Source organism: Paenibacillus sp. J22R160, assembly GCF_059692135.1.
Genome location: NZ_JCAUAU010000006.1, coordinates 261,904 through 276,282 on the forward strand (window position 1 = coordinate 261,904; position 14,379 = coordinate 276,282).

Sequence of the window (14,379 nt, forward strand, 5' to 3'; positions counted from 1 at the left end):
TCCTTGTTGCTTACTTTTTAAAAATCGTCTTCAAACCTTCATGTACCAGCTCGATAGACTCAATTGCTACACTTCCGCTGGTGGCGTTCAAATCCGGTCCATTCCATTTCACAGGAAATGCTCCAAAGAAGTTCCAACGGCACATCTCCGTCCCCGCCTGATTATGCAGGATAATGGAACCGTTTTTTCGTTTGATTTTACCTTGAGTAACGCTATCGTACCATTCCCATAGCTCACTGGAATTGGAGATGCCTCTTTTGAGCACAATGTTCGGGTATTTCGTATGTTCGATCATGTAGTGGGGGTGCGAATTGACACCGCCTTCCCATAACGGCTTCACCTCAGTCTCCGACTTCATGCCGGTCACCTCAGAAAAACCTCCAACGATCAGCCCGTCAAGCTCTACCACGAATCGAAATACGCCGCCAATATTATGCGGTTTGGATATTTTCACTTGTTACTCACCTCTTACCGAACACATCAAACGGGTTGTCAGGTTGCTTTTTACCATCTTCATTCAGATTGCGGTTGATGCGGGAAATTTCCTCACACCACGTTCGGCGTTCCTTGTGTTCCATTGACATGATTTCATCATGCGTCCAATGAAAATAGTAAGCAATAAAGCCCGCTTCCTCATAGATCTTGTCAATGGGATATCCCGTTATGCCCCCGCCATCTCGTCCAAAAAAGACACGTCCACATCGAACTCATGCTCACATTTCGGACAGCTAGTGTGCACTCTCGGCACTTCCATTTCATTAATTTGACGATAAAAGTTTTGCAGGAATGCGAGATCCGCTGTAAAAAATTTCTCAACTACTCTTGTGTCAATCGCACGCAGATCACCAAGGTTCGTAATGACACGCGTTAATAAGATAATTGTCAGATAGCCAGGGTTTTGCTGAACGCGTTGATCACGCATAGGCAGGATTTCGTCTGCAGCTGTTGCTAACCGCATAACGCCTCTTTTGTGCAGGTTACCATTCTCATCGACATATCCTCTAGGCAGTTCGAATTCGTATTCTGTTTTGAAAGCCATGATGGTTTCCTCCTTATGCTTTAAGCTGAAAAAAAGAAGAAATAGGAACCGGAGACTGCTGCTCCGGCGCCTACTCTAACAATCGTTACTTCGTACGTGTCATACCTTCGTGAGCAAGCTCTAAGCTCTCAATAGCAACTTCATTGCCTGTACCTTTGAAGCTTGGTGCTGAGTACTTAGACGGCCATGCTTCAATAACCTGCCAAGTTGCTACGTCGCCGCCTTCTTCGTTGATCGCGATGATCGTAACGGTTTTGCGGGAAACTTTGCCCTGAATGGACTCGGCCATCCAGTTGTACATATCCATGGAGTCTGTAACTCCCCATTTAAGTGAGATATTGCCGTATTTCGCAAGCCCCGGAAGCTTCCGGGGTGTAATGGTTTCATTGCCTTCACGGTATTCAATTACCGAAAGGGAAGCGTCAAATCCGGAGATTTCGCTGAATCCAGCTTGCTGAATACCTTCTACTTCAATTCTAAATCTAAAATTGCGGTATGGATCCCTACGTTCGCCAGCCATGTTATACCCCTTTCCTAATTTAAGAAATATCTAACGTTTCAACTATTCTTCTCTTGTTTTCTGAGTAATGCGGAAGATCACGAACTCGGCAGGTTTCACCGGCGCTACCCCGATCACACAAATGAGTCGGCCATTATCAATGTCATCCTGTGTCATTGTGCTGCGGCCAATGTTAATGTAGAACGCCTCAGACGTACTTCCACCCATTAAGGCGCCATCTCTCCAAACACGCGTTAAGAACGCATCAATGGTACGTTGTACACGAGCCCAAAGCTGTTCATCATTCGGTTCGAAAACGACCCAGTTCGTGCCATTCTTGATGGACTCTTCAATAAAGATGAACAAACGTCTAACATTAACATATTTCCATAAACCGTTAGAGGACGTTGTACGAGCACCCCATACACGAATTCCTTGTCCGGCAAAAGCACGAATCAAGTTAACGCCTTGCGGGTTCAAAATATCTTGCTCGCCTTTGTTATATTGGCAGTCTAGACCAACGGCACCGCGAACGACTTCGTTAGCAGGCGCTTTTTGTACGCCACGCGTTTGGTCGGAACGGGAGTAAATACCGATGACAGACCCTGATGGCGGGATAGAGATATTTCTTTTGTCTAATGGATCGAACACTTGAAGCCACGGATTGTACATCGCTGCGTAAGAGCTGTCAAAAATGTTGCGGTGCGTCATTACGTCAGCAACTTTTGTTTTCTCGCGCGGAATGTCCAGAACAGCGAAACGGCTGCCTAGGTTTTCACAGTGAGCAACCAGAGAAAGTTGAACGGTAGGCTCAGTCACACCAGGAATTGCCATGATGCTGACAACATCGTTATCGATGAAAGACTGAATCCCTGTACGTTTACCAGGTCCACGATCTACACCCATGAAGATATCAGGCGTTACTTGCGCGATGGAACCGTTGCTTCCGCCTGACAAGGCGATTTGGAATTTCAGAGCGGCTTCATCCTCGCCGGAAAGCACCTCAAAAGGAGCGATAGGGCCAAGATCTTTACCTTCTGTCAAATCCTTCACCGTAATGATGTTCGAACGGGAAACGATTTTCTCAATATGGTTAGCTGCTGAGATGTTCAAGGATACTTTCTCGTAAGTCTCAGCTTCATCGCCGTAGAATACATGCAACGTGAACTCGCAAGTCGTCAAAACCTTAGCAGGAAGCAGACCAGCGTCTACAACATCGCCATCCAGTTCTACGGAAAGCTCAATGATGTTATCTTGAGATGCGATGACTTTACTGTATTGCTTTTTGCCAGCTGCTTCGAAAGCAACGACGTCGCCTACGTTAAAACCAGCGTTATTTTTCACACGGTATTGCGTTTCGTTAAGCACTTCGTAAATTTGTGTTTTGGCTTTGCTGGACGGCACAACGACAACACGAACTTGGTTGCCCCATGTTCCAGGGTTTTTGGAAGCAATTTGGAGAACAGCGGATTCTTTGTTGCTTTCCGCTTTGTTCGTTGCTACTTTCGCGTCAGTTGGCGCTACACGCATAACGTAACAGCGAGAACCTCCGTTTAAGTAAAAATGCTCAACAGCGTAAGAAAGAAAGCGATACTCGCCGAATTCGTTCTCGGACAAGTAGCTGCCGAATAAACGATGAAAATCAGCTACGCTCGTAACCAATTGAGGGACACCTTCAATTTCCCCTCTTTGCGCAAGCCCTATAAACCCGGCCGTACTTGTGCTTGCACCTTCAAGCGGTTGCGCACCGCTGTCAAACTCTTCCACATAGACTCCAGGTGATAAATAGTCAGCCATTGTTCCCCAGTTCCGTCAATATGGCACTAAATCTAATTGCACGGCCATAGACGTGAAACCAGTTCTCTCCTTTCTGCTTGTCATTTTTGTATAGAAGATGGACGTGTCCATTCTACTAATTAGGGTTAGATCAGACGAATAACGCCAAGATTGGTGGTCGTTCCTTCAGTTACCAGAACTTCCTTCGTCAAATGCTTATTAGAACCATATGTAATGACCAATTCTGTCTGAAAAGCCGAAATCCGATTGCCACGAAAAGCAATCACAGCCTCTCCGCGTTCTGTAACTCGTGTTTCTTGGACAGGCAGCACAAGAGAGCCTCTAGTAAACGCTTTAGTCAGTTTGTTCCTCAACCGAAAGCGCTTCTGATGCTCAATAACTTCCGCAATTTGGATTTGCTCCTCTGCGGCTTTAGCACCTCGTCCTCGAAGTATGTATGTATCCCCTGCAGAAATAACACCTGTAAACGCCCCTAGTGTTATCTCTTCCGCTCCCTTGTCCAGTTGATCTGCCATAACGCGAGCCCGGGTGCACTCTTCGGTTAGAATCGTGGCCTGCAGGCTGGCATTGCGCACTGGAGCTCCAGCCGCATCCTGAAGCATGGCTCGGATGAGTCCAGCACCTTGGGAAAACGGATAGGAGGGCAGCGGTTTTAACTGAACAACCTCTATTAAATTGTCGGTTCCTATAGTGATTAGAGTCTGTTCTTGAAAATAGTGCTCGCCCTTTACCATAAGGCGGTACTCACCGGGCGGTAAATCATTAAATATATAGGAACCATTCGATTTACTAATTGCTTTCGAACGGGTGCCTTCCAAAAATACGGTGGTCGTGTTGCCAAGAGGTGATTGTGAGGTCATTGCATCGATTACGCAGACAACTAAGGATACACGGGTTTTCAATCGTGATACGCGAATATGTTCCACAACCCTGCCCCCTAACCTTGTATGCGAAAATCGGTTTCAGAAACTCTTTTGGTGGTCTTGATGCGGGTTGAATCAATATTGACTGGCCCCACTGTATAGCTGACAGAAAGTCTATATGGGGTGTCTGCGAAGTTCCACATATTCAGGATGCTTTCGCCTTTGTAGGGCTCCATCACGATGCGAACTTCTTCGTCTTTCTCAGCAAGCGTTCCTACGGTCATAGAGCCTCTGAGTATGGAATGATCATAGAGCACTTGCATCGCTCGCCCCAAAATCCGATGCTCATCGAGCGCTCTGGATTGAAGCTCAGCCGGTGAATGTACCGTCAGCAAATAGCTGAGATCTACCACCATAGGAGGATATTGAATCTGAGTCGTCCCACGGGCAATCATGTGGGTCTGGCGATTATCGCCACTTTCACGAACGTTGTACAAATAAAGAGATAAGTAGAAATCCCCTTTATCGACAGGCGAAGCAAGCCCAATCATTTCTGGCTGCGGAATGGGATCTGGTGTCATATTTTCTCTAAGCAGCTTCACTAAAGATGCGCTTACATCGGCAATTACTGAATAATCACCAATAGGAATCACTTCCTGCCTCATTATACCTATATAATGTGTTGAAATGGTAGGGAATATGTCGCTTTCTGTACCTTTTTCTATTATAATTGCAAATCGCTAGACTGACTACAGAAAGTTATATTAATTTCTAATAATCCTCCCATTCCTGTCTGGCCAAGATTTTACCCGACTTTTGAAGCTCATGGCGAATGGATTTAATAATGTGCTGCATCCGGATCGGCTCGCCCGCTTCTGCGGCAAGAAAGGCGGAGGAAAGGACGACATTTTTAATGTTTCCTCCAGCAATTTCATACCGCTGCGCCAAATATCGGAAATCGACATCATCACAGAGAGGCGCTGCCGGCGGGAACATGGATTGCCAGATTTTCTCGCGATACTCGCTATCGGGAAAAGGGAATTTAATGACGTAATTGATCCGACGCAGGAACGCTTCATCAATATTATTTAATAGATTCGTAGCCAGCACCGTGATGCCTTGATACTCTTCCATCTTCTGCAACAGATAGGCCGTTTCAATGTTGGCATATTTATCATGCGAATCTTTCACTTCCGACCGTTTGCCGAAAAGAGCGTCGGTTTCATCGAAGAACAACACCGCATTACTAAGCTGCGCCTCTTCGAAAATCTCGTGCAGATTCTTCTCTGTCTCGCCAATATATTTGCTGATTACCTGCGACAGATCGACCTTGTAAAGTTCAAGCTGCAGGTCGCCAGCCACTACCTGCGCAGACATCGTCTTCCCGGTGCCCGGAGGTCCGGCGAACAGCATGCTAAGCCCTTTGCCGTAGGCCAGCTTCTTCTCGAACCCCCAGTCGTTGTACACGACGCCACGGTATTTGACTTGATTGCACGCATTGCGGAGCTGATCCTTCTGCTCAGGGGCGAGAATGATATCCGCCCACTGATAGCGAGGCTCAATGCGCGTCGCTTTGCGCTCCAGCTTGTGCTGCACCTGCTGGTAGCACGCCTTATAGAGCGCATCGGTGCGCAGCGCATTGGCTTCCGCCTGCGGCTCATGCTGCCAGGCGGAGTACCCGCGCGCAAGCGTCAGCGCGCGGTGAATTTGCCCCGGGGTGAAGCGGAATTTCCCGCTCATCACCCGGGCATCCACGCCCGCGCTCACGCCAAGCTCGCGCGCGAATACCGTCCAAAGGCGCTCGCGCTCGCCTTCGTCCGGCACTTGCAGTTCATGCTCAAGGAGCAGCCGCTCCTTGGGCTTCCAGTTCAGCCGGCTATATTTGCCGGCTAGCAGAAAGATCATGCCGCCGTAGCCGTCCAGCAGCTCATGAAACCGCCCGAGCCGCTGCTGCGCCGCAAGATCCGGCTCTTCGGGGTAGAGCTCTTCCAGCCGTGTGAAGCACAGCACGGCTTGATGCAGAATCGCCTCGCGCACGATGGCGCTCACCTGCTCCTCAAAGCTTGCGGCGTGCAGCAGCACATCCGCAAGATTAGCGATCAGCAGCGGCTTGGAGAAATGGCTGCTGAAATGCTTGACCTGCAGCTTCTTGCCTGCGCCTGCATTCCCCCATAGGTGGAATGCGAGCCTTTTGCGCTCAGCTGCCGGAGCCTGATGCTCCTCGTGGATGAAACCTCGGAGCCGTCGCTGAAAATCCTCCTGAACGAGCAAGGGGGCAAGCTCGTCGTCCGGGTACACCATCTCGACCGCCGGCTTCAGCTTCGGGTCGACTTCTCCGGAATCGAGCAGGAACGCAACGATTCGTTTGTCCAGAAGCAGCGGCTTAGAGAGCAGCGACTGGCCTCTGAAGTCCTGCTCCTCACGCTGCAGCATGTACCGCGCCAGACGGCCCTCGGGAGCAACGAAGGTTGTTCGCGCTGCCCTCATGTCCTCCGGATTGCTGCACGCAACTTGCAGCGCCAAAGAGATATTAGGCGTCTTGCTGGTTAGATCGTCTTGCAAGAAGCCGAAAATGCGTTCATATTTGCGATCCAATTCCACCGCTAGCGCGAGCATGACGAACCGCTCCTCAATCGCGGAAAGCCCAAATACGGAGGCTGCATACGACAAAGGCAGAAACACACCTTTATTACGGCTTTCTTCAAGCCGACCAGCGATGTAGGCTTCCATCACTTGAATGTCCTCCAAGAGAGCTATTTCCTCCTCTTGGAGTTCCTTATCTATTTCCTGTTCGCCGATAAGGCGAATGAATTCATCTTCGGACACAAACATTCCGCGAAACGAATCTGTTTGCGGATCGGGGGTAAGCTTCTGCCGACGCTTGTAGAGAAGCTCCAGCTTTTTATCCAGCAAAACGAGCTCGTCTTTATAATGTTCCCATGCGTGTACGTAACCTTGAGCTGCCATAGCCCTCCTGATGTTTCTATTTATAATTTTCATCGCTTGCTTAATCGGGTGGTTATTCTTTACAATGGTCTCACAAGGCACAAAAAATATTTCCACTATTTGCTAGCATGAAAGGAAAGTGGCCTTTTTCTGATGGAACAGCTTCCGGAAAATGATCATACTTGGAACCGAAAACTCATCCATCTTCTATGGTGGATCTTGCTTATCTATGAAGTAGCAGCTATGATCGGTTTTCTCTTTGATATCTATGAACAGCCTACCCAGTGGCTTCATAGCTTCCTGCAATTCCAAGTCATTCCGACTAGCTTGCAGCTTTCCCTTATGGGTGCCGGTTATCTGGCCATTCATTATCTCAAAAGATACAGTGATTTTATCATGATTATATGGACCATGACCATGGTTTGTATCTATATTACGTGTATCCCTGAGCTGATGAGCTCTTATGAATTAGTTAGCATTCCGATTATTTTATCCTCTGTTTATTTTCAAAAGAAGTATATTATTTTCGCTTATAGTTTAGGTATTGCAAGTTTAACGGCGCTAGTGCTTAGCCAGGTGTACAAAGGTTATCTCATTACGCCTTCTGAAATCATCGTTACGCTCACAGTTCTATCCGCTACAGCCCTTGTCTGCTTCGCCATTATGACGAAAGGTCGCAGCCTGCATGCGGAGCTTGGAGCCTCCATTGTGCGTGAGCAGGATCTGTTGATTCGCAACGTCATGATTGATCGGCTTTCCAAAGTAGATGCACTCACGGAGTTGTTCAACCACCGCTCCTTTCAAGAGCATACGGACCATCTCATTTCGCATATGCCCTATGATACGCCACTGGAGCTTGCCCTGATGGATATCGATAACTTCAAAAATATCAATGACACCTACGGACACTGGGTTGGGGACGTGGTGCTCAAAACGATCGGCGGACTGCTCAAGGATGTGCTGGGGCCTGATGATATGTCTTTCCGGTATGGCGGCGAGGAATTTGCCGTGCTGTTTGTAGGCAAGACCCACGATGAAGTGCTGGCGGTGTGCGAATCCTTCATGCAGATCGTCCGTGAAACCGAAATCCCGGAGATGCCGGGGCGGCCGCTAACGATGAGCATCGGGCTCGCGCCTTATAACCGCAACACGATGAAGAAAGCCTGGTTTCAGCAGGTGGATGAATGTTTATATATCGCCAAGAGAAATGGAAAAAATTGCATTCATACGTATTTATCCGAACCCTACACGGGGTAGCTGAGGGCGTAAAGCTCTCAGTTTTTTTATTTCCTCATACATGATTTTGGCGGAATAGGAAAATAATAACCAAAATCAAATGAGGTGAATAATTGTGTGTCATTCCGTATCTATTCTAGCTGACGTCAATGACGTCATGAAACAATTCCGTATCGACCGCCTGCTGTCCTATACCGCTAATCGCTATGAGGTCGTGCCGACTGAATCGATTTCCGCTGTCATGATCAATCGAAAGGGTGAGCGCCTTCTGGATGAGTTCCGTTGGGGGCTTATGCCTTTTTGGGCTAAGGACGCTGTTTGCGGGGAACGCGATTCGATCTTTACGAACACAGCCTTCGAGCGTATTATCAAAAAACAACGCTGCATCCTTCCCTGCAGTAGCTTCTATGTCCGTGTAACTGAGGGCAAGGAGACCCAGTGGGTGAAGTTCAAAATGCGCAGCGGCACTTTCGGCATCGCGGGCTTATACGATGTCTGGCGGGCGCCGAGCGGTGAGGAGGAGCTTCGCACCTGCATGATGCTGATGACAGAAGCGAACCCGCTGGTCTCTCCTTATCATGGCAGCATGCCTGCCATTCTTGATCAAGAGCAGGCCGAAAAGTGGTTGGATCCAGACATGAAGGACAGCCGCCTGCTCCGTTCTTTCCTTCGCCCCGTCGATGATCTGCTGATGGTAGCAAATGTTTTGTCTTCCCCGGCCGAAAAGCTCGAGACTGGCTCGGACGTCAGCGTATTTGTCTAGATGAAAAAGCGATACAAGAAGGGATTCTTGTATCGCTTTTTTGTGTGTTGTGACAGCTGAAGCCTTGCTGGCTAGAAAGGGAACTACAGGGCGCTATTTCAGCGAAATGCGCCCATTTGCATACAGAAGGGGAACTATGAGCCGCTATTTCAAGGTATTTGGCAGAATTCCGCCAAATCGAGTGAAATAGCGACCTGTAGTTCCCCAGCATCAACCCCATTCGCCGCTTACAGCGAATTAGCGGAACGTAGTTCCCTCCGCAAGGTGGAGGAGACCGCCACCTTAACTCATTCTTGAGGCTGAGCGCCCCTCGACGCTTCTCTTGATCGCTGATTTCATCAGCGTTCACACGCTCACCCCTCCAAAAGTCGCACATAGCTCGCTCTTAAACTAGCCTAACCATTGAGGGGACGATTGCCCCTCTCAGTTACCCCCATCGGTCAAGCGTCACCGCTGATGGGAACTACAGGGCGCTATTTCTGCGAAATGCGCCCCATTTTCATAGAGAAGGGAACTATGAGCGCTTTTCGAGAAAATAGCGGACCACAGTTCCTCTAACTCGCGGTTGCGGTTGCGGTCTTAGTTCTGTTCCTTGTCAAAGCAGGAACCAGAGCAGAAACTGAGCCGAGGAACCCCTTATTTCGGAGCGACTGGCGGCAGCTCGCCGCCCTCCCCGATCAAACGCACGCCTTCGGCACATACGCCATAAGGCTCCCATCGGCAGGTGGCGCACAAGTTGCCGATATCCTCCGGCTTCACATAACCGGCTACTTTTGAGCATATATCGGCCCAGCTTAGCTCCGTCCCGACTTGCAAGCCAAGCTTGGCTACGATTTCCGCATCGCGATCATAGACGGTTCTATTCTCGCAATGCGGCACCTCATCTGTCGGATAGGCTGCGCACAGATCATCGGGACCAAGGACGACACGAATGATTGTTGCCGGCTGCTCTCGCAGCGTCTCGTACACACTCGTCATATTTTCACAGAATTCCTTGGAATATCCCATTCCCCGGTACCCTAATAAACAAAGCAGGTGATGCCCTCGCAGGCCAATCGGCTTCGTCATGCTTGGACCTTGGGGATGCGGTACAATCCGTATCCGTCCATTTTCACAATAGGTTCTTTATCTTCAACAAGACCAACTGTTGTCGAGTGCAAAGCAACATCGATCAACCAGCGTGTGAAATCCGCAACCGGCATCATTTCCATCTCTTGAAGGCTATAAAAACCCGCAGCGTCCACCTCTACCCCATCGGGCACAGGCTCGCCACTGACATAATCCAATTCAAAAGCTATGTACACATTATGGATGCTTCTAGGTAAATCCCGCACAGCGACCAGTCGAGTGACTTTGGCTGTGACACCGCTCTCCTCGAGCACTTCTCGCTCAATGGTATCTTGAATCAGCTCATGCTGCTCAATATAGCCGCCGGGATTCGTCCATCTCCCTTTGCCGGGCTCTTGTGCTCTACGAACAAGTAATATTTTCTCATCCTTGGTTACGAGTGCGCCTACACCAATACTGTAGTTGCCCCAGTGTACAAAGCTGCACGCCGTGCAAGCTCTTCTTACCGTACCATCCACATCGCGCGTCTCCATAGGAGCTCCGCAAGTCATACAAAACTTTGCTTCCATTCGTCTCATCTCCAAATTCATGTAGTCATCTGTATGTAAGCTTACTGCTTCAGATGGAAGATAGGCAAATCCGAATCCGTTCGTTTTGAGTTCATTGCAACCGCTTTAGGAGATACTATCCTATCCTATCTGCGCTAGTCTTGTGATATCGCCCAATTGGACGGATTCAGCGGTGTCATAAAGCAGAAAAAGAGCCCCACCTGGAGGCTCTTGCTGTCATCTACACCAAAAACATCGCCACGACCGTCGTCACCGCGAGGCCGATCAGCACGGGCAAGAGATTCCGCCTCGCCAGCTCGAACGGACTGACGCCGCAGATAGCCGCTGCCGGAATGAGCGCCCACGGAATCAAGGTGCCGCCGCCGACCCAGATGGCGGCCACTTGCCCGAGCGCGGTCAGCACCGCCGCACCGGAACCGATGGCGGTTGCGAAGAGCTGCGCAATCGAGCCCGCGAGGGAGATTCCGGAGAAGCCGGAGCCGTCGAGGCCGGTAATTGCGCCCACGACGGTAAGCGTCACGGCGCCGACCGCGCCGTTCAGCGGAACGACGCCTGCTAGCGCGACGCCGAGGTCGTTCACGATGCCGTGCGAGCCCTCCGGCAGTATTTTGCCGAACAGGTCCGTGAAAGCAGCGTCGCCGAGATAGAAGAAGGCAGCGATTGGAATCACGGGACCGAAGACTTTGAACCCGAAGACGAAGCCCTCGATGAGGTAGGCCGTCGTTTGCTCCAGCCCTTGGCTGCGGTGGGCCAGCAGCGTAACGCCGATGAGAATGAACACGGCGGTTCCGCCGACAAGCGCAGTCGCGTCGCCACCCTGCAGATTGAGGACGAACATCGCAATCACATCTAACGCGAACAGGATCGGTATGACAACCGCGAGTGTTTTTCTCATTTTCGAAGACAGATTGGACTTGGCATCTTGCTCGGAGGAGAGCAGCGAATCCTTATCCCCTGTACCGCTCGTGACAAGACCGTCGCGCCATGTACCATTTTTGATATCCCGCCGCATCATCCAGAAAGCGGTTACCGTTGTAACAAGCCCCATAACGATAACCAGCGGTACACTTGCCTCCATCACCGAGGCTACTGGCAATCCAGCGGCATCCGCTGTTAATTTTGGCGCCCCTTGAATAATGTAATCCCCTGACAGCGCGATCCCATGCCCGAACAAGTTCATCGCCATCGCTGCACCTAATGCAGGTAATCCCACACGTACCGCCACAGGCAGCAGTACCGCCCCGATGAGCGCAACCCCGGGAGACGGCCAGAAGAACCAGGAAGTTACCATCATGATGATCCCGATGCCCCAGAAAGCAAGCGCCGGCGTCCTCAGAAAATGGGTCAGTGGAGCGACCATCGTTTCATTGATGCCCGTGCGAATAAGCACACGGCTCATCGCCACGATGATCGAGATAATCATGATCGTCCCCATCAACTCTTTGGTCGCATAAATAAAGCTGTTGAACACCCCTGATACTGAACCGCTTAAAGTTTCTGTTGCTAACAAACCCAGCGCAAAAATCCCAACCACACAAATCATCGTGGTGTCTCTACGCTTGATTAGAAGTGTAAGAATAAAACCAATAAATACCAGATAAACCCAATGAATCGGTAGTAATTGAATGTCCATCGGGATCACACATCCTCTCTGCCCATGCCGCATTTGGGAGTCTATTTCTTCGGTAACAAGAAATAGATTCTTTGGTGCTACATTGTATGCTGGGCGAAGAGTAGGCGTTCGTGGAGAACGGGAGATTGTTGGCGCCTTGTGGTACAATTGAAGAACTAATTTACACAGGCAAGGAGAATGCTGAGTATGGCTGGTAACCAACGTTTAGTGACGGATTCCGACTTCCAAGAGGCTGTGGAAAAAGGAGCTCTTGTCCGTGTTTTCAAAGACGATCACATTGTCGATTCGAATGCGATCGTCCTTCGTTTCAGCGAAACGACCGTGGTTGTGCAGTCGCGTGTTGCTGATTTGGCTTACTATGATCGAGATGAGTGCGAGTTTTTTGAGATGAAAAAAAGGTGATATGCACTAGAATCGTCTTCGGGAGCTCCCTGAGGGCGATTTGTGCATGTATCAGGCATGGCTGTCTCCAGCTTTTACAGTTGTGAGCTCTTAATGGGTCGTACCGGTGGAACAACACCGCCGATTTCTCCTGTTATTTCTCACATTTGTACCTCTTTTAGGCAGATAACTGGATTTTCTACCGCTAATTTCGGCAATTCTAGCCAATTTCGTCGAGCTACCGTCGAATTAGCTGGAGCTTCTACCACTATTTCATTTCCTACCCCTGAGCAGCGCAGATTAACGGGAGGAATTCCATCTATTTCACTCTACGGGATATGCCGACAGCAGAACGAATCGAAAGCCCGCCTTCTGCATAACGGGTATGGCCTTCATGACGCCTTCAGCCGTGTCTTTCTCTGGATGGTTCATATGCGCCAAAACGATGGAACCGCTCCGAGCCTTTGTAAGTGCATTGTACACCTGCTCCGTGTTAAATGTAGCTCCAGCGTCGCCAAGCACGTTATAACCCGCCAGCTGGAAACCCAAGTCGTGGGCAATGTCGACAGCGATATCGTCGTAGAAGGCCGTGCCTGAGCGGAAAAATAAAGGCCGCTTTCCCGTCCGCTTCTCGATCTCATCCGCGTTCTCCGTTACTTCGCGAATCGCATCGCTCACATCTTTGGTTCCCGCGATGCCATAGGCGGCTTTGCCGTTCACGGAGAGCGGCCTATGTTCGTTCCCGTGGTTTTCGATCTCAAACAGCGGATCCCCCGCCAGCTTGGCAAATATATCCGGATTGGCACTAAGCCATCTCGCATTGACAAATAAGGTGGCTGGTATCTGCTCCTTGATCAAGTAATCGATCAGCTTCTCATCGTATCCGCTGCCTTCTGTGCCGCCGCAAGCGTCAAAGGTAAGGGCGATCACCTTATCCTGCGTTACAAGATGCGTCCGTACGCCGGGGATGTTCTCGCCCCATTTGTGAGGGGTGGCTATTTTGTACCTTTCTGCTAATGAAAGGGATCGTGTGGATCGTGTTGAAGATGCGAGCGCTGGCACAACTGCGGACGAGTCTGTTGTTGTATCCGATGGTGTCTCACCTGCTCTCTCTGGTGATGTCGCTGTCGGTTTCTCTGGTGCCACTTTGGGAACAGACGACGGTGAAAGCACCGGGCTGACGGTTGCCTCTACAACCGGCGTCGCAACTCCCTCTACCCCGCAACCTGAAAGCGCTATCACTACGCTTAAAAGAAAAAGGAAGCACACCAAGCGCTTCCTCATTTGTGTTTTCTCCAATCGAGCTTGCTCTTCTCCAGCAAGTGGCCAAAATCATTCTCCAGCCGTTTCTCCTCCGCCTTGCGCGCAGCCTCCGCTTCAGCCCTGGCAGCATCCTTACGAGCCTGTTCCTCTGCTTTCATCGCATCAGCTTGAGCTTTCAGGCCCGCTACGATATCAGGACGCAGCAAATCTTTGAGTGTCGCAGGTTTATCTTGCGCGCTAGGTTCAGCGATTGTGGTTGACGATTTCTTTTTTGCCATAAAGGGTCACCTCTGTTCCATTTCAACATCCGTTTTACCCTTTT

General features: G+C 49.9%; 16 protein-coding genes. 3 read left to right on the forward strand and 13 right to left on the reverse strand.

What is annotated here, in order from left to right; all coding sequences use genetic code 11:
• Positions 1 to 10 precede the first annotated feature (10 nt).
• From AC58UW_RS16460 to AC58UW_RS16495, 8 genes are all read right to left on the reverse strand, one after another.
• Complete coding sequence (locus AC58UW_RS16460) at positions 11 to 454, reverse strand: phage tail protein (protein ID WP_497421723.1); 444 nt, start codon at positions 452 to 454, stop codon at positions 11 to 13.
• Between the two features lie 7 nt (positions 455 to 461).
• Positions 462 to 665, reverse strand: coding sequence for a DUF6760 family protein (locus AC58UW_RS16465; protein ID WP_497421784.1), 204 nt, complete (start codon positions 663 to 665; stop codon positions 462 to 464).
• Entirely contained in the window at positions 662 to 1,039 is a 378-nt protein-coding gene (locus tag AC58UW_RS16470) for a phage tail assembly protein (RefSeq protein WP_127458507.1), read from the reverse strand. Before AC58UW_RS16470 ends, AC58UW_RS16465 begins: the two co-directional genes overlap by 4 nt.
• Positions 1,040 to 1,124: 85 nt before the next feature.
• Positions 1,125 to 1,559, reverse strand: coding sequence for a phage tail protein (locus tag AC58UW_RS16475; protein WP_497421724.1), 435 nt, complete (start codon positions 1,557 to 1,559; stop codon positions 1,125 to 1,127).
• A gap of 42 nt (positions 1,560 to 1,601) precedes the next feature.
• On the reverse strand, positions 1,602 to 3,335 hold the full coding sequence (locus AC58UW_RS16480; RefSeq protein WP_497421725.1) for a phage tail sheath family protein: 1,734 nt from the start codon (positions 3,333 to 3,335) through the stop codon (positions 1,602 to 1,604).
• A gap of 125 nt (positions 3,336 to 3,460) precedes the next feature.
• The gene (locus tag AC58UW_RS16485; protein ID WP_497421726.1) at positions 3,461 to 4,261 is read right to left on the reverse strand and encodes a peptidase associated/transthyretin-like domain-containing protein; all 801 of its coding nucleotides are present in this window, start codon (positions 4,259 to 4,261) and stop codon (positions 3,461 to 3,463) included.
• 11 nt (positions 4,262 to 4,272) lie between these two features.
• Positions 4,273 to 4,851 (reverse strand): Pvc16 family protein, encoded by a 579-nt coding sequence (locus tag AC58UW_RS16490; protein ID WP_497421727.1) that lies wholly within the window; start codon positions 4,849 to 4,851, stop codon positions 4,273 to 4,275.
• A gap of 118 nt (positions 4,852 to 4,969) precedes the next feature.
• On the reverse strand, positions 4,970 to 7,198 hold the full coding sequence (locus AC58UW_RS16495; RefSeq protein ID WP_497421728.1) for an ATP-binding protein: 2,229 nt from the start codon (positions 7,196 to 7,198) through the stop codon (positions 4,970 to 4,972).
• Between the two features lie 99 nt (positions 7,199 to 7,297).
• Here AC58UW_RS16495 and AC58UW_RS16500 point away from each other — a divergent pair, with 99 nt between their 5' ends.
• On the forward strand, positions 7,298 to 8,401 hold the full coding sequence (locus AC58UW_RS16500) for a GGDEF domain-containing protein (protein ID WP_497421729.1): 1,104 nt from the start codon (positions 7,298 to 7,300) through the stop codon (positions 8,399 to 8,401).
• 94 nt (positions 8,402 to 8,495) lie between these two features.
• Positions 8,496 to 9,143 carry an SOS response-associated peptidase gene (locus tag AC58UW_RS16505; RefSeq protein ID WP_497421730.1) on the forward strand — a complete coding sequence of 216 codons (648 nt, stop codon included), beginning with the start codon at positions 8,496 to 8,498 and terminating at the stop codon, positions 9,141 to 9,143.
• A gap of 636 nt (positions 9,144 to 9,779) precedes the next feature.
• Here the strand turns inward: AC58UW_RS16505 and AC58UW_RS16510 are convergent.
• From AC58UW_RS16510 to AC58UW_RS16520, 3 genes are all read right to left on the reverse strand, one after another.
• A complete protein-coding gene (locus AC58UW_RS16510; protein ID WP_497421731.1) occupies positions 9,780 to 10,211 on the reverse strand; it encodes a DUF1284 domain-containing protein in 432 nt (143 codons plus the stop codon).
• Positions 10,208 to 10,780 (reverse strand): NUDIX domain-containing protein, encoded by a 573-nt coding sequence (locus AC58UW_RS16515; protein WP_497421732.1) that lies wholly within the window; start codon positions 10,778 to 10,780, stop codon positions 10,208 to 10,210. The genes AC58UW_RS16510 and AC58UW_RS16515 overlap by 4 nt, the downstream gene beginning before the upstream one ends.
• 220 nt (positions 10,781 to 11,000) lie before the next feature.
• Positions 11,001 to 12,413: a hypothetical protein gene (locus AC58UW_RS16520; protein ID WP_497421733.1), complete on the reverse strand. Its 1,413-nt coding sequence runs from the start codon at positions 12,411 to 12,413 to the stop codon at positions 11,001 to 11,003.
• Between the two features lie 186 nt (positions 12,414 to 12,599).
• Here AC58UW_RS16520 and AC58UW_RS16525 point away from each other — a divergent pair, with 186 nt between their 5' ends.
• Positions 12,600 to 12,815 (forward strand): hypothetical protein, encoded by a 216-nt coding sequence (locus AC58UW_RS16525; protein ID WP_497421734.1) that lies wholly within the window; start codon positions 12,600 to 12,602, stop codon positions 12,813 to 12,815.
• Positions 12,816 to 13,118: 303 nt separating this feature from the next.
• Here the strand turns inward: AC58UW_RS16525 and AC58UW_RS16530 are convergent, their stop codons facing one another.
• Positions 13,119 to 14,078: a polysaccharide deacetylase family protein gene (locus AC58UW_RS16530; protein ID WP_497421735.1), complete on the reverse strand. Its 960-nt coding sequence runs from the start codon at positions 14,076 to 14,078 to the stop codon at positions 13,119 to 13,121.
• Entirely contained in the window at positions 14,075 to 14,335 is a 261-nt protein-coding gene (locus tag AC58UW_RS16535) for a YqkE family protein (RefSeq protein WP_497421736.1), read from the reverse strand. The genes AC58UW_RS16530 and AC58UW_RS16535 overlap by 4 nt, the downstream gene beginning before the upstream one ends.
• Positions 14,336 to 14,379: the final 44 nt, after the last annotated feature.